This window comes from Vallitalea sediminicola, from assembly GCF_054408565.1.
This window is the reverse complement of record NZ_BTPT01000001.1, coordinates 113,320-134,292: the sequence shown is the minus strand read 5'-3', so window position 1 is coordinate 134,292 and position 20,973 is coordinate 113,320. Positions and strand designations below refer to the sequence as shown.

Sequence of the window (20,973 nt, the reverse complement as noted above, 5' to 3'; positions counted from 1 at the left end):
AACTAACCCTCCCAATTATTATCAAAAAAATATTTTTCAACTAATTCACATATAATATGATAAATCAATACATGTACCTCTTGTATCCTAGGTGTATCATCATATGGTGATTTTATTAAAGCATCGCATTTATTGTTTAGATAACCACCATCAATACCTGTTAACCCTATGATTTTTAGTTTTTTTAGTTTTGAAGTAATTGCTGCTTCACATATATTTTTTGAATTACCTGATGTAGATATCAATATAACAACATCATTATCCCCAGCTAAAGAATATATTTGTTGAGCAAATATAAGATCTGAATTAATATCATTGCAAATTGCAGTTATTAGTCCCATATCACTTGTTAGGTTAATAGCAGGAAGTCCTTGTTCAAGATTATTAAGGATATATTCTTCTTTCTTAGAAACTTTTGTTAGTTTATTATTTATTCTCGATAATTTTCTATTCACTTTGAAACTCTTCATAAGTTCACAGACAATATGTTGAGAATCTGCAGCACTCCCACCATTTCCACATACTAGCACTTTTCCTTTTCTTTCATAACATTCTATCATTATCATAACCGCTTTTTCGATTTCTTCTCTACATGAATTAAGCACCTGGAAGCTTTCGCAATACTCTTCAATAGTTTCATTAATAAAATAATAATCCGTATTAATTCTATCTTTAATACTAATAATCTGTTCCATATTATTTCACTTCCTTTATATAACCAACAAATTTTTCCATAATATCTATCGTTCCTACAGTTACTCTATAATAACCTTTATATTTTTCGTCTAATCTTTTCAATTCTACTTTTTCTTTTTTCAACTTCTCTATTACTTTGGTTTCTCTATCTCCAAAATTGATAAGAATGAAATTGGTTTCTGTTTCTAATACATCATATCCTTGTTTTCTCAATTCACAAGTTGTATATATCTTTGATTTGACTATATTATCTATTTGACTATCTCTAATTCCTTTATTTCTAAAAAGTACTTTTATAGCACTGACAGCTAACACATTCACTTCAACAACGGGCTTCATTTTATATGCGTGTTTTCTGATTTCCTTATCCATTACCCCATAGCCAATCCTTGCCCCAGCCATTCCTAAACTCTTGGAAAAACTTCTTACTACAACTAAATTATCATATTCTTTAACGTAATCCATCATCGTTTTTTTAGAATATTCTGCATAAGCTTCATCAATTATGACTAGAATTTCTCTCTTCTTTGCTTCTTTAATAAAATTCATCATTTCCATATCTTCTATTCTAGTACCAATGACACCGTTAGGATTTGCAATTATAACGACTTTTGGAGCACATTGAAGCAGTTCATTAAGATTCTTTGAACTTATCTCTCTTTCTTTGTTATATTCAACTGTAACAAACTTACAGTTCAACATGTTTGCATAAACCCTGTACATTCCATATGTAGGAATTATTGATGCAATAGTATCTCCTTCTCCACAAAATGCAGAAATAATATTGAATAGTACAGAATCTGATCCATGCCCTAATAATAAATTATCTATATCCATATCAAGATATTTTGATATTATTTCATATGCTTCATTAACCTCAGGATACGCACTAAGCCTTTCCCCATTAAGTTCAGCCAATATTTCATTAACGAAATCATCATCAATCTTGTCTACATATTCATTGAATGCTAATCTCATTCTATTTAATCTGGTGTCATATGGTTGTCCATCTCTCTCAAACTCCTCAATATGTTTTCTAGGTTTAATCATACTTTTCAACTTCCTTTTCTATATATTTCCTTGCTTCTTCTAAAAATAATTTAATGCTGGAACTGGCATCTTTTGCACTCATTCTTATTTGAGGAATTTTCTCAGACACACGTTTACAATATGCCCACATCAGCCATAGATATGTATCTTTGGGTATCTTATCTTGATGATTTTCAAATATATATTCGAAAGCTAATTTCTTTCCTGCAACTTTTCCTGTATCAATACTATATATGAATCTAGCTGGTAAAGCTAAAAAAGCAGCTACGTCATCAATATCTCTATTATCCCACCACTCATCATCTTGCCCCAACATCCATTTTATAAGATCCAAACTTTCTTTACCCAATTGAATATTTGTGGGTCTATTCACTTCATTTCTAATATCTTTTCCATATATTAACTTAGAAGAATCAACTAGCATACTGGCTCTTGACCTTTCACCAAATTCTGATGGTGTATTACAATCATTCAACATCTTATGATTATACGTTCTTACATCTAATCTATCATATTCCTCTGAAATCAATTCATTTTGCATTATTTTACCGATCTTATATTTATCTTGTGAATCTTTCTTTGATGAACATTCAACTATTATATCAATGTCTAAATCACTCCAGCCATTAACATATCCACCATATCCAAGGCTTCCCATAGCATATATGGCTATTAAGTCTTCCTTGAATGTTTCAACAGCTTTTTTAATAACTTTTTGTATTAATTCCCTTGTTTCTGTTGGAAATCTACTTGTCTCACTTTGCAATTTTTCTTTTTTGATTAAAGATTTTTTAGCATATTCTAATGTATTTTGTACTTCATAACCTTCATTGAATTCTGTTAGATATTTACTTGTATAATTTTTATTGTTCATTACCTTTAGAAGCTCATTGTTTTCACTCTCAAAAGGATTCTCTTGTCCATACTCATTATGTATAGTTTCTTTTCCAGCAATAGACATTTTAATTGAATTCTCTATCTCATCAACTGTAATTCTTCCTTTTTGAAATTCAAAATTAATTTTACGTTCTTTAATAGGATTCATAAAATCTACAATCATATTATAAGGAACATCTTCATCACCATACTCAATTTCGCCTTGCATAAGAACAGCATCTTCAACTTCTAAATCTTCGTCTGTCAGATTTCCACCTTCAACTGAAATTGTTTTAATATTACCCACTATCCATTGCATTAAATCAATCTCGTGGCATTCTGTTAGTATTACACCCCCACCGAGATTCTTTTTAACCGCGTATAGTTCCTTATAATCAATATTTTTTCTCCATTCAGGAACATAAGATGTAATTCGACCTGATATATATTTTAACTTCCCGATATCAGTACTAGGATTCTTCATAATTTCTCTGACATTATTCCAACAACTTAGATATCTTCTCTGAAATCCTACATAACATTTTGTTTTTGATGCCTCTAGTTTAATTTTGAAATCCTCTACTTCTTCAATATTAGTTCCAAGAGGTTTTTCTATAAACATTACATCACATCTATCCAAAAACATTTCTCCGTAGAATATATGCTCAGATGTAGGTAATGTGATATAGACCATATCAACAAACTTAATTTCTATTAAATGTTTATCTTCAGTTATTAATTGGATTCTCTTATTATATTTTTTATTTATCTTTCTTATGTACTCTTCTAAATATTTTCTACCATATACCGTTATATTTATATTCTCATCAAGATATATGAGATTCTCTAAATGTCTTTTTCCTATTCCGCCAAGTCCTATTATCAACACATTTTTTTTCATTAAATCACAGCACTCCCCTTATAAACAGAATCATAGGTCACCCTTATGATTCTGTCTCCATTTCAATGTTTTCCAAACCAATTTCATTTAATATCTCAATACTTATAACAGGCTTCTTTAACAAGAATATATACATATTCTTATCAGTGGTAACAACAGTAGTTTTTAACATCTTAACTTCAAATTTATCTAGTTTCTTCTTTGTTTCTACTAGATTATTATAGAAATCCCCAATTTCTTTTTCTTTAATTTGTCCAACATAATTAAGATTTATAGGTATATCTGATACATATATTTTTTCTATCTGTTTTTGATATTCCTCTTTGATTGGCAGATTTTTATATATTACATGCATAGGATTTTTTCCATCATCAATGTAGAATTTATCAAACTCATTTTTAATATATTTTTCGTATTCATCTCTGCTATCTTCTTTATTTACAATCATTGTTCCAATAGTGTGCACATCGCCCACAAGCTCACTTATATCCATTCCTTTTATTTTCCTTAGATTCAATATTACATTGATGCTTACAGCTGGTGCGTTAAAGATATAACAACCGATTTGTCCTACTATGTAGGACGCTTCATTAATATACCATTCATTATTACTTACATTTTCTATTGGTTTTTTCAATACTAGTATTCCATTTTCAATTTCTTTGAGTTTACTTTTATCTACACCTTTATTTGCTTCGTCAACTTTTATGGTATATTCCTGTGATAAAAGATCTTCTTGATTATTTTGTTCAGTTATGTTGATGAATTCATGATAGTCAATACCTCTATCCAAGTCCTTACCTTTTAAAATACTATTAAATTTTTTCTTCAAGATATGAACGCAACTCAAATCAGCTATGTTATGATCAAGTGCTATGTTCATTACATATCCATCCATATATTCAACTAGTATCATGTTATATAAAAGATACTTTTCATTATAAATCTTCAAAGAATTATTTAGTTCCTCATTTATAATCTTTTGATATTCACTATGTTTTCCTACTCCACAGTTCATATTATATTTAGCCAGAGTATATGCATCAAAGTCCTGATTTTCAAGGAATACAATATTATCAACTTTTTCTTTCAAAAATACTCTAAAAACTGAGTTATCCCTTATTATCGCTTCTACTGCCTTCTTTATTTCTATAATAGTAACTTTCTTATCTATGAAAATTTCCACATTGATTTTACTATCAAACTTAATATTCCTGTATACTCTTTGAAAGAAAAACGAATTATATTCTTTTAGCTTTCCTTTTCTCATATTCTGAGAATTTCTCTCATATGAATCCGCTAACTCTTTTTTCAGCATTTCTCTATCAATTACACAACTATTTTCTGTACCCTTTAGAATTTCACTTTCTTTTATTTCATTTTTAATTTTTGTAACATAATCACTTATGGCATTGATTGTTGAATAGCTATATAAAAAATCATTTCTAAATTCAATATTGAATTCCTTTTCAAGTAAACTTAGAAGATGTATTCCATTTAATGAATCTCCTCCTAGGTCAAAGAAATCTTCTTTACTATTATTAACTTCAACGCCCAATACTTTGTTAAATAGTTTGCTGATTATTAGACTATTACCTTCTAATACTTCTTTTTCAATTGCATTGTCATTATTGTTTATCATATGCAATAATTTTTTTCTATCCACTTTTCTATTAGTATTCATAGGGAATTCCCTTACAACTAGCATTCTGGTGGGGATCATGTACTTAGGAAGCACGTTAGATAATTTATCTTTAATGCTATCTATACTCAGTTTTTCATTTCCTTCTATAAAAGCAATCAATTGATTTTTTTCATAAACGACACATATTCCCATAACGCCCTCTAACCTTAATAGTACATTTTCAATTTCTCCCAGTTCTACTCTAATACCATGAATCTGAACTTGATTATCGTTTCTTCCAAGAAATTTAATATTCCCATCTTCATCAATTTTTCCAATATCTCCAGTTCTATAGAACCTATCACCATGACAATCAGTTGAGAATCTATCATTATTAAGGGTTACATTATGATAACCTATCGCTACTCCATCTCCATAGATATAGATTTCTCCTTTTTCACCCTCTTTTACTTCTTGTCCATTCTTATCCATTATTTTGATATTTGCTCCATCAAGTGGTATTCCGATAGGTACATATTTTTTCTCTAATATTCTTTTATCTACTTCATATCTTGTTGCATAAACTGTTGCTTCAGTAGGTCCATACAGATTAAATATTTTTACATTGTTAAATGTTTCCAAAGATTTTTTTGCATATTCATATTGGAATTCTTCTCCCGCAAACATTAAATATTTTACATTTTCATTAATTACCTGAATATCTTTTTCACTAAATAATTGGTATACCAATCTTATTATGGATGGAGAAAATGATAGATGGGTAATATTATATCTACCAATCATATTAATTAGATCATCATATTTTTTCTTTGTTTCTAGTTCACTTACCACTAATGATCCTTCTCCTAAAATCCATCCAAATATTTCTACGACTGATACATCAAAAGAATATGGAGTATTCAGTAAATATTTATCTTCTGGTGTAACAGAATAATATTTTTGCATATTATTTAAAACATACATTAAATTACTATGAGATACTTTAACACCTTTAGGTTTACCTGTACTTCCAGATGTATATATAACGTAAGCAATTTCTCCATTTCTTTTTTCTATATCTGAATTATCTAGATTACTATAATCTAGTGATTTAATATCTATTGACCTTACTCCTTGAAAAGACTTGTTTGTCCTATCACTGACAATAATATCTGTACCACTATCCTTTATTAAATAATCTATTCTCTCTCTAGTGCTATCTACTGGAATTGGTAAGTATGCTGCTCCTGCTTTTAATATAGCAAACAATCCTACGATTCTTTCAATACTTGGTTCACAGAATATAGGTATTATATTGTTTTCTTTCACTCCTGATTGAATAAGATATTTTGCAAGTTTATCACTTAAGATATCTAATTCTTTGTAGGATACACTTGTATCATTAAAATATATAGCAGCTTTTTCTCCAACTATTTCAGCTTTTTTCTTGAATATATCCATTATAGTTTTCATCTAATTCTTCTGCCCCTTTCAATAATTCAATTTGTCATCTTTAGCACCAAACATCATAAATACACAACATATTATAAAAGCTCCAATAATTACAAATATATAATTTTTTAAGTATTCAGCTGCAAAACCAAACACCAAATTTCCTAGAGGCATCAATATTATCGCGACAAAGAAAACTACCGAAAAAACTCTTCCCAAAAATTCCTTATCAACATTAAGCTGTAGATATGAGAAAAATGCTATATTGAATTTTGTTAAAAATAATCCATATATAAACACAGATACCAGTAGTGCAATTGGATGAGCTATTATTGTAATGATTAGTGCCCCTCCGCATAGAATCAAATTCATTGATATTTCGTGAAGACTTGCTTCTTTATTTTTTTTGAATACTAATATTGATCCAACAATCCCTCCTGCCGCTTGGATTGTTAAAGCTAAGCTATAATAATTATCTATCTTGATTACATTTTTTATATAATACGGTAATACCAGATTATAACCGGCAATGAAAAAATTGACTCCCGCACATATTAATAATAATCTAAACAGAACTTTATTCTCAATTATATGATTAAATCCCCTTTTTATCTCTAATAAAACACCCTTCTGCTCTATTTCTCTCTTAGTATAATTTATAAATGATTCAGATATTGCTGAAACAATAAATGATATTCCGTTTATTATAAATATACCCTTGAATCCAATATAACTATTAGCAAAAAGCATAGAAGCTACCAATGGAGCTATAATTTTTACTGCTTCTGTTAAATTCGTTAGAATCGAATTTGTCTTTGTTATAATTTTTTTATTTATAACTTCTGGTACAATTGATCTCAGTGTTGGTGAAAATATTGCCATTGAACAACTAAGTAGAACATTAATCATTATGACCAACGGGATATTAATATAAGTTTCTCTCATGAATATACCTAGAACTATGCATAATAATCCACTTAGCATATCACATCCAACAAGAACCTTTTGCTTATTTCCTTTATCCGCTATTACTCCACCAAATAAATTAAGCACTATAAGAGGAATAGTTGCCGCTGCTGTAACATACCCTAATAATCTCACATTATTTGTTGTATCAATAATCCACCAGTTCAATGCTAACGAAAACATTACGCTACCAAATTGAGATACTGTATTCCCTGAAATTATCAATATTGAATTTTTGTATTTCATATCTCTTCTCCATGTAGTTTTATTCCAAGTCTTTTCTTTGTCTCTTCTATATCAGCTATTCCTCTATTATACTGTTTAGATAACTCAGCAACTTTTCTAACTAATAGATGATTAGTTGGATACTGTGTCTCATCATCATAAAAGCTATCTTCGAATCCAACTCTTATATTTCCTCCTAATCTAAGAGCTGTTTTTATGTTATCATAGTTATTACGATTACATTCTGCATAAAACCATATATCATCAACATCCATCTCTTCCGATAAAATAGTTATGTTTTTTTCACTAGCTGGTAATTGTCCTGGATAGTTCAAATAAAATGTATAGAGATATGAATTTTTTACATTACCCTCTTTAATAATTTTTTTTGCATTATGTATATTTGCTAAATCAAATATGCACATTTCTTGGACTAGATCATATTCAGAGTTTTTATTGGCATTATGTACTATTTGATCCCATGTAAAAGGCAGTGCGAAATTAAAAAGTGTTAATGAACCCAAATGCAATGGACAAATCTTCATTTCTGGATATTCATCAAAATATGAGGATAGCATCTGGAAATTAGTTGCATTGATATTAATTAAAATGTCACATTTTTCTCTTATCAATCTAATTGTTTTCAAAAACCCTTCAGCTTCCTTGCATTCCTTTCCCATTTCATCTCGTACATGAAGATGAAAAATTGTAGCACCTTCTTTATAACATCTATAAACTTCATCAGCTATCTCTTCTGGTGTCAATGGATTATTTTTATGATTTAAAAAACTTACTGGAGCAACTTCAATAATTGTATTATTCATTTTATCACATCCTTATAGGCTATATATTAAGATTCAAATCTTCCCATTTTATACTATTAAACATAGGAATGTCGTCACTAATTACTTCAATTATGTATGACTTGGATTCTTTGTTTGCTTTACAAATGGTATCTTTAACTCCTCTATAATCTGTTTTGTAATAATTTATATCATATGCATCACTTATACATTTAAAATCAGGATTATATAATTGATAATGATCTGATTCATTGTTATATCTAAACCTATGAGCTCTTACTATTGCATCGAATCTTTTATTATTGAACAGTAAGATTTTTATAGGTATCTCATATTTCTTAGCTGTTGACAACTCATTGAACCCATATGCAAATCCTCCATCACCACATACTGTAACTACATCACTTTTCTTATTGTAACTTACTCCTATAGCATTAGGGATAGATGCTCCTAATGTTCCAAAATAAAATGGTGATTGGTGAACTAATCTTCTATTCATATGAATATATCTTGCTAACCAATACCCTTCTTGGCACATATCTACAACAAAATGTGTATCTTCATCATATGCTTCTCTAATATCGCTCATCAGTTTTGATACCGCTGGTACTTTTTCTTCCAATTTTGAATCCCATTGCTCTCTTATTCTTGCTACTGTTTCTTTTATTCTATTGCATCTTTCTTCATTCTTTTGCCCTTTAATTTTCTCTAATAACATCTTCAAAAATCTCTTACTATCACATTTTAAATTAGTTGAATCAGGATAAAATACTCCAAAAAATTTTGAATCATTAACTATATGATACAGATCACCTTCTATAGGAAGTGTTCCATTCTTAGTATTTAGCATTGATAATCTTGTTCCAATAGCAATAACCAAATCACTCTTTTGAGCTATTTCAGTAACTTGTCTTCCTCTATCCCATATAGCACCAGCATTATATGGATAATTTTCTTCAAGTAATCCTCTTGCTCTAACAGTGGGAATTACCATTACACCACATGTATTACATATTTCTATAAGTTCCTTGGATACATCACTTAATTGTCCGCCCCAGCCTATATGTATAACTGGTAAAGTTGCATTAATGAGTTTTTTTGCACATTCATCTACTATCTTTTCAATCTCATCATCATTCTCATATAAAAATTCTTCTAATATGTTACATTCCTTTGTTATTTCTGCATTGTTTTCAAATGCCTCAGAAAATATTTCACTGGGTACTTCAATATATATAGGTTTAGCTATTTCTTTGCTGTTTTCCATAAAATGATATATCATATTTGCTAATTCTTTCCCAGTCTCTGCTCTAACACTTACTGCAGTTATTGGCTCAAACAAACCTCTACTGTCTGCTATTTCATGAATTAATCCTTTTTCAGCGTCCATATCCTTCTTATAGTTATTAACACCTATACATATCAATGGAACTGATTCAGCATAAGCTTGTCCTACGACAGTAGTTAAACTTGTTATACCCGGTCCTGCAATAGTTGTAATAATCTCAGTTTTTCCCATAGCCTTAGCAGAACCTAGAGCTCCATTAAATGCACCATATTCTGTTCTCCATGATAATAATTTCAGATCTGATTCTTTCTCACCAACTTCATATAGTGGTAAGTTATGTGATCCGGGTACTGAATGAATATTAACTTTTTTATCTATTAAGTAATCAATAATTTTCATATTACCAAACTCCTTTTTATTTAGCTTCTTTTTATATGATTTCTTTTAATAACCTGTTAAATAGATTCACATGATTTATTGCCGTATCAATACAATTATTTCCTCTTGTTGTTTCAAATGTTATATACCTATCATATTTTATTTTTATTAGAGCTATTATGACTTGATAAAGGTTAAGCTGACCAGTTGTAAGTATAACGTTATTCCCATTTTCATCTTTATCTTTTATATGTATATGTCCAATACTATTCTCTAATTCAAGTATCTGTTTTACAGGGTCTATGTTTTCATATAGAAGATTTCCTGTATCTAAACATATTTTCACATTATCTCTTCCTATGTCTTTCAAAAAGCTAGTTAACATTTTTCCTTCCAGATTTGTTTCAATATTTATTGTAATTCCAAATTCTTTGGCTATGTCTGCCAATATTTTCATTATATCTGCAGCCTTTTTCCTTTTAGATAACTCATTTATCTGTGCTTTTTCCATTAGAGGATATATTACTTGGTTTACCTCTAATTTTTTAGCAAGAATCAATAAGTCTATAAGCTTCTGTAATTCCCTCATATTTATTTCAAGAAAATCACAATTCAAAATATAGTCGTCACATATGCTTCTAACAACTACTCCTGAATTAATCTGTTCTTCAACTATTTTTTTTATCTCAGCATCTTCTTTATTCCAAAGAGGATTCTTAGGATTATATTCTTTATCTCTAAATAGTTCAATATGTGAATATCCACATTTTCTTGCAATTCCAAACTCTTTCAACCAATCATCCGGAAAATTCTGAAGTTTATTATTGTAAGACTCTGATAATCTTCCTTGAATTATCCCGATATTCCCTTTATTAATTATTGAGTAAGAATTATTATAATCTTTCATTATTAATTCTGCTAGATGTAAATCTTTTATATTATCTATATCAATTGCCATCTTATGCTCAGTAAAACCAATAATATTTTCCCCAGCCATTGATTTTAGTTCAATGATAGTTCTTGGTTTAATAATATCCACAAAACCATCTTGTCCATATACTGTAGGAAGACTTTGTGTTGGCATATCATAGAACCCTTCATTGTCATACTCAATAATTGATTTCAAAAAATTATTTTCAATTCGCCACATTTTGTAAGGTGTTTGATGTGGTTTTGAAACAGATCTCAACGAATCTGCCTTTGAATCGTTTTCAATAATTTCTATTGCTTTATCTATCATCATTGGCTCTCTAAGCGGTGAAGTAGCTCTTATTTGAACTATTAACTTTGGATATACTCCGTTCTCATTTTTATACCATTCAAGAAAATGTTTGAAAACATCATAATCTGTTGATGAGTCCTTTGCTAATTCTTCTGGTCTTAGAAATGGAATCTTAGCACCATAGTTTTTCCCTACATCAGCAATTACTTCACTGTCAGTAGATACATATACTTCATCTATTCTAGTTGATGATAACGCATGTTCTATTGCATATCCTATCAACGGTTTACCATTAATACTTCTAAGATTTTTATTCTTTATCCTTTTAGATCCTCCCCTTGCAGGAATCAATGCAACAATCTCATTATTAACTTTAATTAATTCATCCATATAAGTACTCCTTATGCTATTCCACTATTAATACTTTCAATCTTCTCTATCATTTCAGCAATACAACCTTCTCCTGCTTTTGTATTCAATATGCTATAAGCATTATCTTTAACAACTTTTATTGCATCACTTGGAGCAAATGTATATTTAATATTATTGAAAACACCTTTATCAGAGTATGAATCTCCAATATAACTCATTCTACTTAGGTTTTCCTTATTAGTTTTCGCCAAATCTTTTATTGCATCATATTTATTTTCAACACCTACTGCATACTCAGTAGGGTTTATTCTTTTGATTATACTTTTGTTTATATCTGTATTTTCTTTAGTAATAATGTAAACTGAATATCCTTTTCTTGTAAATGCAGTAATTGCATCTAAATCTTTATAATTCAATATTTTCATTTCATTATTATTTTCCATATCATTACTATATATTTTCCCATCTGTCAAAACACCATCGATATCTAATACAATGGAATCAATTTTCCTCTTTCTTTGAAGTTTTCTCATTGCTGCTACTTCATTTGGAAGTACTTTAATCTGATTATTCCCTAATATTTTTTCAACTTCTCTTATTCCACTTACCAATTCCTTCAATTCAAGAGGCTGTAATGATACCTTATGATCAGATCCCCAGAGCTCTCTACTCATAGTAACATGCTTTTCAATTACTTTTGCCCCCATACTAACAGCAACTAGGGCAGGTAATTTATCCATTTCATGACCTGAATAACCTATCAAATCTATAAAATCAAAATCTTGCTTCAATGTATTCAATCTATTCATATTTATATCTTCTTCCCGAGTAGGATAAGTTGAAACACAATGAAGCAATACAATTGGCGCGCCTTTCAATATTTCTAATGCTCTTTCCACTTGCTCTTTATCTGACATACCTGTAGATACAATTAATGGCACTTGTTTAGTTCTTATATATTTTAATAGTTTTATGTCATGTAAACATGGTGATGCAATTTTCAAACAATCTACTCCTATTTCACACACAAAATCTACTGATTTTTCATCCCAAGGAGATACAATAAAATCTAAATTAAGTTTATGTGAAAAATCCTTTAATTCTATATACTGATTCTTGTTGAATTCAAGGTTTTCTTTTAAGTCTCTCTGAGTATTTCCAAAAGGGGATTCTCTATATTCTTGTAAGTATTCTTTACCATAAACTAACTCAATATCTCTTTTTTGAAATTTAACTGCATCTGCACCTGCTTCATGAGCTGCTTTTATTATTTTTTTTGCAAGTTCCAAGTTTCCATTATGATTAATCCCTACCTCAGCAATTATGTAACATTTTTCACTTCTACTTATTTTTCTATTTGTCGTTATAATTTTCATTTTTATTCTCCTTTCACATTTTTTTCACTATTAATATACCATTTATTTGTTTTTACGTCAAATATTCTTTATATTTTTAATTTTATACTTTATTTCGTATTTTATATCTACACTGCTAATACAAACAATATAATGCCAATATATTGCTGTTTAATCTTAAATATCTATTTATATTACATAAATATTAACAATATACACATTTGTATACAACACATACATTATATATAACAAACTATATTTTTATAATTAAAACAAAAAATAAATTAATTTGATAATACTTGAAATACATAGATATAACTATTGAATACAAATTGAAAAATATGCATTTTAGCATAAAAGAAAAGTTAGAACCAGTAATACACACTATCGAAACTGCTACAGAAGCTATGAATCTATATGTGTATAACCATGCTCTAACTTATTTACAGATGGAAAATTACTATGGTAAGTATGAATAATTACAGGATATATCTCAATAAACCAAGAATCAATAGATGCCCGGGATAAAAAACATAGAATAAGTATTTGATGTTAAACCCTTTTTTATTGTTATAAAAATAAATTAATGCAAGTGCTAGAATCGAATATAACTGTATAGTGATACCGTCGTAACTAGAATACATTACCAAAATTGCACCTGTCAGAATTATGTAACTTAATGCTTTCTTATAAAAACTATTTCTAAAGATATAGAATGCGAATATCATAAATACACCTATCATTCCATAATCAGTATTAATGAAATATGCTATCAATCCTATAATCACCACCGGTACAACCCCAAGTACAATATTTTGTTTTTTAAAACGATCATATAGGTATATAGCCAATAACCCCAAGAAAAGGGTGAAAAATATATTTAGTCCAGGACTAGCTATCATTTCTCCATGAAATGCAAAATTATATGGTATTTCAGATATTAGTGCAAATGCGAATAATCTTATTAAATATTTCTTAACATTATGAGTATAAAAATACCCTTCTGCTATTAGAAAAGCGAATATAGGAAATGCAATTCTCCCTATAATTGCTAGATACATATATTCGGGGAAAAATACTGCCCCCAAATGGTCTACCAACATTGCTAAACAAGCAATAATCTTAAGATTTGTAGTGTTCACTGTGACACATCTCCTTTGTATAATTTAAAATTTTTAATACTTTATAATATATCTGTTTTTTAGACCTTTTGCAACAAATGGCTAAATATTTTATAATAATTAAGATTTATTTCTATAAAATAAAAAAAGCAGTTATTACTCTGCTTTTTATATGCTTAACCAACTAAACAATATATAATTTTCTAAAATAACCTATTTATTTTTTTAAAATTTACGTTGCTTCTTCATAATTATCTACACTAGTTTTTAAAGTTATACCAGTATCAAATGTATTTTTATTACTTGATAAAAAACCATATAGGAATAAGTATAATAACAAAGCATTTACTCGTTGAATTTACCACAAGTAAATGCTTCACATAAAATTTAATATGATTGAATCTTAGGATTAATACTATTGAAATTAATTACCAAATGGAACTATAACAGGTTCTGAAAAGTTTCCAGCATAATCTTTTAGAATTATTTCAATCTCGCCAGAACTTCCTTGAACCCTTAGACTCGTTAAATCGTCTACACCTCTTATAGCATATTGTGCTCCGTTTTTAAATGTAATAGTTCTACCATTTTGTTTAGCATATAAATGCCACCAATCTTTTGATGTAGGTCCAGTAATCTCCACACTTCCATAATTATATATAGCATTGCCTTCATAAACATCAGAATATGTATCTATTAACTGTCCTGAATAATCTGTATAACTTATGATATTTCCATTATCATCTAGTACTGATAACCTTAACGTATATCTACTACCATCTGTTACAGGTACAGTCATTGTCCCTTGACTTGTTGTTTCACTAAAAGTTTCATTATAACTGCTGGCATCACTACTGTAATTCAAAGTAACCTCTGCTTTGACCACATTACTTGTATTAGGATTATTCCAAGAAACATCAAGATAACCGTCATTTTCAACTACTTCAATATTACTTATAGCTTTAGAAAAATCTCTTTCTATTACTGCCCTAGGACTTTCAATACCATCTGCACCTACAGCCGTTAATTCAATTGTCACTATACCAGTAGGATTATATAAGGATTTTATGTAATACTTGTCATCATAGGTTCCTCCTAAGTATACTTCTTTCCCATCACTGTATTTTGCATATACATTATATTTTTGTACCTTACTATAATCATCTAAATCCCAAGAAATATAAGTCTCAGATGAATCAAAAGCTCTATCTATCTTTAATCCTGTTGGAGCATCAAGTTTTTCACATGTTGAATCTGTAATTTTAATCTCTCCAATATTCATTTGATACTCTTGTACTTGTCCATTAGCAGGTTCAAATGATAAACCAAAAGCTGCTATTTGTCTTCCTCTGTAATTCTGTAGATTCAATGTTTTGGTCTTCCATTGATTAGTTTGAGTTCCTGATGAAGGAATCTCAATATATTCTACTGTTTCTGGCGCATCTTCAAATATTAGTCCTAAGCTCATCTTTGATCCATCAGTTGCAGAAGACTTATAAAATGTAACATATGCTTTTGAATCTTTTGATACATCAAGATCTGATTTATATAAACGCAAGAAATTATTTGAATCCAGATTACCTTTTACAACAAGAGAACTTCCCCCATTATATCCACCTATTTGGTCTAATTCAAAAGCTGGGTTGTATTTATTTCCATAGTCAAAATCAACTCTTAATGTTTTTCCATTTTCATCACTTGAACTAATCCACCATTGCCATGTTGGTAGAATATCTTGGATATTAATGTTAGCCCATTCATTATCATTAGAAACTTCACCATCAACAAAATATTGTAATCCATGTCCAGTATTAAAGTTAGTATAGAAATTACCACCATTAATTACAGAACGCTCTGATATAAATGCCGCTAACCCTGGCCATGATTGATAGTTTTTACCTTCTAGGTCACTTCCAGCGTTAGGTGTTGCTCTATCAGGGTTATTAGCTGTTAAGTATGGATTAGTTGTTGCATCTACTATATTTCTTAATAATTCTTCTCGTTCTTCCTGTGTATAATCTGTTGTTGGATGACTTGCATAACCACTATTATTACTATAATAAGGCTGATCCATTGAACCTGACCACCAAGTTCTCTCACGAGCAAATATGTATTTTTGATACTCTGAATCACTTCGCCTGTTTTCATTGTACGAGTTATTTCCTGTATGTCCAAAAGCTTGCTCATCAAGTCCACTCCATACCATTTCTGTACCTAAGTGAGCTATAGCTGTTCTTGGAACAAGGTTTTCATCTAGAGTATTATATATTGAACCTCTTCTACCTGAAAAACCTGTTTGTCCTGCTTCCAAAGTATTGAAAACAGTTTCTCTTGGGTCAAGACCTAGAGATTCCATTATTGACACTGAACCATCAACCATTGATTTACTTGGATCAGGATTCATATATAATGAACTAGCTGCTTGATCTCTGTCAGGATGTTTAACCCAATTACTGAATTCAGTTGCATCTTTGTTATAATAATTAATACCACCCCATGATCTTTCATTAAATTGTCCATATAAATTAGAAGCATATACTTGAACATATATACCTTGAGAAGTCATAGCTGCAATAAATTCCTCATATAAAGGCATATAAGAAGAAGGTAATCTCTCTTCAGCATTAACAAAATACCCATCAAACCCATAATACTTACAAATCTCAACTAACTTATCAGCTAAAGGAAATCTTCCATTTTCATCCTTATAAACAAAATCTTCGGTATGCTCTGCTCTTGGGAAGAATATACATCCTAATGTCATAACACCATTTTTATGAGCTGCATTGGTGTATGCAGGATTAGGAAGATTCAATACACCAAATTCATATTTACGCTCCCACCATGGTGCATCGGGAATAAATAAACTGTCAGGTGCCGGTTCTGTTACCATTCCATGCCACGCTGCATGATAATCTAAGTACTGCCAGTAATTCAATACATTCTGAGCAAACTTATCATTATACTGATAAGAGTTAAAGAAACCATTACCATAATCACCTGCTAGAGTTAAACTCTTAACGTTCTGATTCAACATTGGATTAGCCTGCGTAGCTTGGAAAGATTCATTACGTTGACTAAGTGGTACTTTTGCACGCATAAAATCATAATATTCATCTTGTTCAGGTGACCAATCCAAGATATCCTGTTTACAATATCCATGTATGGATGGTTGATTATCACCTTTGTACCCTTGTTCACCCTCTCTAGGCGGCATTGTATCACCACCTGCAAATACATCTGTTAACATAGTTACTGTCAACATTGATACAACCACCAAAACTGACAAAATCTTTTGTTTCTTCATACCCATTCTCCTTTGTTTAATATATTTTTAAATTTTCATGTTTTAGAAAACTTAAATTTGTTAACAAACATTTTTAACATATTAATCAAATTTTAACATTATCTTCTAATATATTATAACAAAATAAAAGTTATTATGTCAAAAGTTTTATATATTAAATTATTATATTTTTTATGAAATATGAATATTTAGCATATTACCAATTACTTTTGTCTTTTTATAGATAAGCATAGAAAATATTAACAAATCTTGAATCGAAAGATTTATCACCCCTCTCTTAGCCACACATTGTTAAAATACAAATTTAACTTTTTAACATTTGTTAAAATTAGTTAATAAAATTATGTTAATATTAGAACCAAAATACTAGTACAAATCGTAAATTTTGTACTTGATTAATACTTGAAAGTAACGTAAACTTATAATTATTAATAGTAAATAACTTATAATAATATAAGTTTTATTATGTAAATGGAAGGAGAACCAAAATGAATGTATGTGAAAAATTTTTAAAGTATGTAAAGGTAGAAACTACTTCAAATGAAGAATCTGAAACTTGCCCAAGCACTGCTGTTCAACTTGATCTTGCTAAAATATTAGTTGAAGAATTAAACATTCTAGGACTTGAAGATATATCACTTGATGAAAATGGTTACATCATGGCTACTCTAAAAGCAAACACAGATAAAGATATTCCATCTATTGGATTTATTTCCCATATGGATACATCACCAGATATTAGTGGTAAAGATATTAAGCCACGTATCATTAAGAACTATGATGGTAAAAATATAGTACTCAATGAATCTTTTAATGTAGTTTTATCTACAAAAGAATATCCATCACTTCTTAATTATGAAGGTAAAGATTTAATCGTTACAGATGGTACAACACTTCTTGGTGCAGATGATAAAGCAGGTGTTGCCGAAATAATGTCAGCAATGGAATACCTTATCAATCATCCAGAAATTAAACATGGTACTATAAAAGTAGCTTTCACTCCTGATGAAGAAATAGGCAGGGGAACTGATAAATTTGATGTAGAAAAATTTGCTACTGATTTTGCTTATACTGTTGATGGTGGAGAAATAGGCGAACTTGAATATGAGAATTTCAATGCTGCTAATGCTTGGTTAACTATCAATGGTAACAATATTCACCCAGGTTCTGCTAAAAACAAGATGCTTAGTGCTATGGAAATAGCTTATGAATTGGACGGAATGTTACCTCCTAATGAAAGACCACAGTTTACAGAGGGTTATGAAGGATTCTATCATCTTGTAAGAATGGCTGGTAATGTTGAACAAGTTAAAATGATGTACATTATAAGAGATCATGACAAAGAATTATATTATAACAAAAAAGAATATTTTACTAATGTTGTTAATTATCTCAACTTGAAATATGGAGATAATACTGTTGAATGCAAATTGAAAGATATGTATTTCAACATGAAAGAAAAACTAGAACCTGTAATGCACATTATTGAAACTGCTACTGAAGCTATGAAAGCTGTAGGTGTTGAACCAATAATTGTACCTATTCGTGGCGGCACTGACGGTTCAAGATTATCCTACATGGGAATACCTTGCCCTAACCTATTTACAGGTGGTCACAATTTCCATGGTAAATACGAATACATCTGTATACAATCAATGTATAAAGCTGTAGAAACCATAGTAAAAATCGTAGAATTGTACGAACAAAAATAATAATTAGCCTAGTTTAATACTCATCCTTACAAAAATGTAAGTTACCTCTTTATTTTGTAATCTATGTGAATGGAATAATTAGTCCAAGTAGAATACAATGTTAGTATAAGCTGATAAAGAGCTAATTACTAACAGGAGGTAATAGATATGAAGAATTTATTAAAAAAATTATTTGCGATATTTGGGATATTATTCCTAATGGTATTAACATATAGTCAATTCTATAATCCAAGCAACGAGAATTATACTTTGGATTATAGCTTGAAAGCTCAAATTTCTAGTAGGACATCTAATTATGTAGAACTTGATGAATTGCCTAAAAATCTTATTAATGCAACTATTGCTATGGAAGACAAAAGATTTTATAGGCATGGTGGTTTTGATATTCTAGCAATAATGCGAGCTGCAATAATAGATATACAAGAAGGTAGATTTGTACAAGGTGGCAGTACTATAACACAACAGTTAGCTAAAAATCTTTTTCTGAGTAGACAGAAATCAATAACCAGAAAATTTAATGAAATAATTATAGCAACTAAACTAGAACGGATGTTTACTAAAAAAGATATCTTAGAAATGTACCTGAATATCATATACTATGGTGCTGGCGCTCATGGAGTTAAAGATGCATCACAAGTTTTTTTCTCTAAAAACGTGAGCAACCTTGATCTAGAGGAATGTGCTATGATGGCTGGTTTACCCCAAGCCCCTAGTAGATATAACCCTATAGATAATCTAGAAAAAGCTAAGAAAAGGCAAAAAATAGTTATGAGTGTTATGATGAAAAATGGATATATAAGATAAAGTATTAAAAACAGACAACGGTCGTATATTGAAATCATATATAGTGATAATCACTCTCGTTACATTTGTTGTCCTATCTGTTTTAAAGGAATGACAACAAGCTGTAAAAATCGTTCTTATCACTATATATGATTTTCTTTATATTTACCACTCTTAAGCCAGGTAAACATGTGACTTTAGCCTATAAAATCTATACTGCTGTTTACATAGTTATTGCATTATACTATATAGTTTTTGAAATAATAGGTTTGTTTAAAAGGGGCTTACAGCCCCTTTTGATATAACTAATTATTCATCTTGTTTTTCAATCCCCGCTAAGAAGTGTTCATATACACTATACTCTTTTGAACTATCTATAAGAACTGCATTGACACATTTCTCGTAGAACTTGGCAGGTCCAATACCTCCGATTATTGCATATATATAACCTTCATCTTTCATTGCATTCAACGAACGTAATAATAATGCTTTTCCTATTCCTTTACCACGATGTTCTTCTGATACTCTAGTCGGTCCAAAAAAATCAGGAGCTGTAGCATTATAACATGCATATCCAATTATTTCGCTACCTTTTGCTGCAATAAAACATGATATTGGATGATTAGAAAAACACACATCACATTCTCCTGCTGCATTAACGCTTGAGTTTTCTTTCACCCACTGAATAATACGAAATTTATCTGGAGCCAAAGCTCTAAAAATCTTGATTTCCTCTTTATCTAAACGTTCTAGTTCATCATGATAATCTTCAATATGTAATAAATTCACTAACATATCTGCCATAATAAAAACCTCATTTCTATAATTTTGCTTTTATTCAG

At 29.6% G+C, this 20,973-nt stretch carries 15 protein-coding genes; 3 read left to right on the top strand and 12 right to left on the bottom strand.

Features of this window, described 5'->3' with window-relative positions; translation table 11 throughout:
* Nucleotides 1–2 precede the first annotated feature (2 nt).
* The 9 genes from ACX6CF_RS00600 to ACX6CF_RS00560 are packed head-to-tail and all read right to left on the bottom strand — an operon-like array spanning nucleotide 3 to nucleotide 13,229.
* Complete coding sequence (locus tag ACX6CF_RS00600; RefSeq protein WP_458783348.1) at nucleotides 3–695, bottom strand: D-sedoheptulose-7-phosphate isomerase; 693 nt, start codon at nucleotides 693–695, stop codon at nucleotides 3–5.
* Nucleotide 696: 1 nt separating this feature from the next.
* On the bottom strand, nucleotides 697–1,746 hold the full coding sequence (locus ACX6CF_RS00595) for a pyridoxal phosphate-dependent aminotransferase (protein ID WP_458783347.1): 1,050 nt from the start codon (nucleotides 1,744–1,746) through the stop codon (nucleotides 697–699).
* The gene (locus tag ACX6CF_RS00590; RefSeq protein ID WP_458783346.1) at nucleotides 1,739–3,523 is read right to left on the bottom strand and encodes a Gfo/Idh/MocA family protein; all 1,785 of its coding nucleotides are present in this window, start codon (nucleotides 3,521–3,523) and stop codon (nucleotides 1,739–1,741) included. The genes ACX6CF_RS00595 and ACX6CF_RS00590 overlap by 8 nt, the downstream gene beginning before the upstream one ends.
* Before the next feature lie 43 nt (nucleotides 3,524–3,566).
* Entirely contained in the window at nucleotides 3,567–6,620 is a 3,054-nt protein-coding gene (locus ACX6CF_RS00585; RefSeq protein ID WP_458783345.1) for a non-ribosomal peptide synthetase, read from the bottom strand.
* Nucleotides 6,621–6,638: 18 nt separating this feature from the next.
* On the bottom strand, nucleotides 6,639–7,811 hold the full coding sequence (locus ACX6CF_RS00580) for an MFS transporter (RefSeq protein WP_458783344.1): 1,173 nt from the start codon (nucleotides 7,809–7,811) through the stop codon (nucleotides 6,639–6,641).
* On the bottom strand, nucleotides 7,808–8,614 hold the full coding sequence (locus ACX6CF_RS00575) for a beta-keto acid cleavage family enzyme (RefSeq protein WP_458783343.1): 807 nt from the start codon (nucleotides 8,612–8,614) through the stop codon (nucleotides 7,808–7,810). The genes ACX6CF_RS00580 and ACX6CF_RS00575 overlap by 4 nt, the downstream gene beginning before the upstream one ends.
* 19 nt (nucleotides 8,615–8,633) lie before the next feature.
* Nucleotides 8,634–10,280 (bottom strand): thiamine pyrophosphate-binding protein, encoded by a 1,647-nt coding sequence (locus ACX6CF_RS00570; RefSeq protein ID WP_458783342.1) that lies wholly within the window; start codon nucleotides 10,278–10,280, stop codon nucleotides 8,634–8,636.
* A 31-nt stretch (nucleotides 10,281–10,311) separates the two neighbouring features.
* Nucleotides 10,312–11,871 (bottom strand): cytidylyltransferase domain-containing protein, encoded by a 1,560-nt coding sequence (locus ACX6CF_RS00565; RefSeq protein WP_458783341.1) that lies wholly within the window; start codon nucleotides 11,869–11,871, stop codon nucleotides 10,312–10,314.
* A gap of 11 nt (nucleotides 11,872–11,882) precedes the next feature.
* Entirely contained in the window at nucleotides 11,883–13,229 is a 1,347-nt protein-coding gene (locus ACX6CF_RS00560; RefSeq protein ID WP_458783340.1) for an N-acetylneuraminate synthase family protein, read from the bottom strand.
* 278 nt (nucleotides 13,230–13,507) lie between these two features.
* Here ACX6CF_RS00560 and ACX6CF_RS00555 point away from each other — a divergent pair, with 278 nt between their 5' ends.
* On the top strand, nucleotides 13,508–13,687 hold the full coding sequence (locus tag ACX6CF_RS00555) for a hypothetical protein (RefSeq protein ID WP_458783339.1): 180 nt from the start codon (nucleotides 13,508–13,510) through the stop codon (nucleotides 13,685–13,687).
* On the opposite strand, the gene ACX6CF_RS00550 is transcribed toward ACX6CF_RS00555, so the two are convergent.
* Both ACX6CF_RS00550 and ACX6CF_RS00545 read right to left on the bottom strand, forming a co-directional pair.
* Nucleotides 13,688–14,350 carry a TraX family protein gene (locus ACX6CF_RS00550; protein ID WP_458783338.1) on the bottom strand — a complete coding sequence of 221 codons (663 nt, stop codon included), beginning with the start codon at nucleotides 14,348–14,350 and terminating at the stop codon, nucleotides 13,688–13,690.
* A 403-nt stretch (nucleotides 14,351–14,753) separates the two neighbouring features.
* Nucleotides 14,754–17,636, bottom strand: coding sequence for an endo-beta-N-acetylglucosaminidase (locus ACX6CF_RS00545; RefSeq protein WP_458783337.1), 2,883 nt, complete (start codon nucleotides 17,634–17,636; stop codon nucleotides 14,754–14,756).
* 488 nt (nucleotides 17,637–18,124) lie between these two features.
* Between ACX6CF_RS00545 and pepT the strand changes: the two genes are divergently transcribed.
* Complete coding sequence (pepT, locus tag ACX6CF_RS00540; RefSeq protein ID WP_458783336.1) at nucleotides 18,125–19,348, top strand: peptidase T; 1,224 nt, start codon at nucleotides 18,125–18,127, stop codon at nucleotides 19,346–19,348.
* Between the two features lie 147 nt (nucleotides 19,349–19,495).
* Nucleotides 19,496–20,152, top strand: a complete 657-nt coding sequence (locus tag ACX6CF_RS00535; protein WP_458783335.1) for a transglycosylase domain-containing protein — start codon at nucleotides 19,496–19,498, stop codon at nucleotides 20,150–20,152.
* Between the two features lie 288 nt (nucleotides 20,153–20,440).
* Here the strand turns inward: ACX6CF_RS00535 and ACX6CF_RS00530 are convergent, their stop codons facing one another.
* Nucleotides 20,441–20,935 carry a GNAT family N-acetyltransferase gene (locus tag ACX6CF_RS00530; protein ID WP_458783334.1) on the bottom strand — a complete coding sequence of 165 codons (495 nt, stop codon included), beginning with the start codon at nucleotides 20,933–20,935 and terminating at the stop codon, nucleotides 20,441–20,443.
* Nucleotides 20,936–20,973 lie beyond the last annotated feature (38 nt).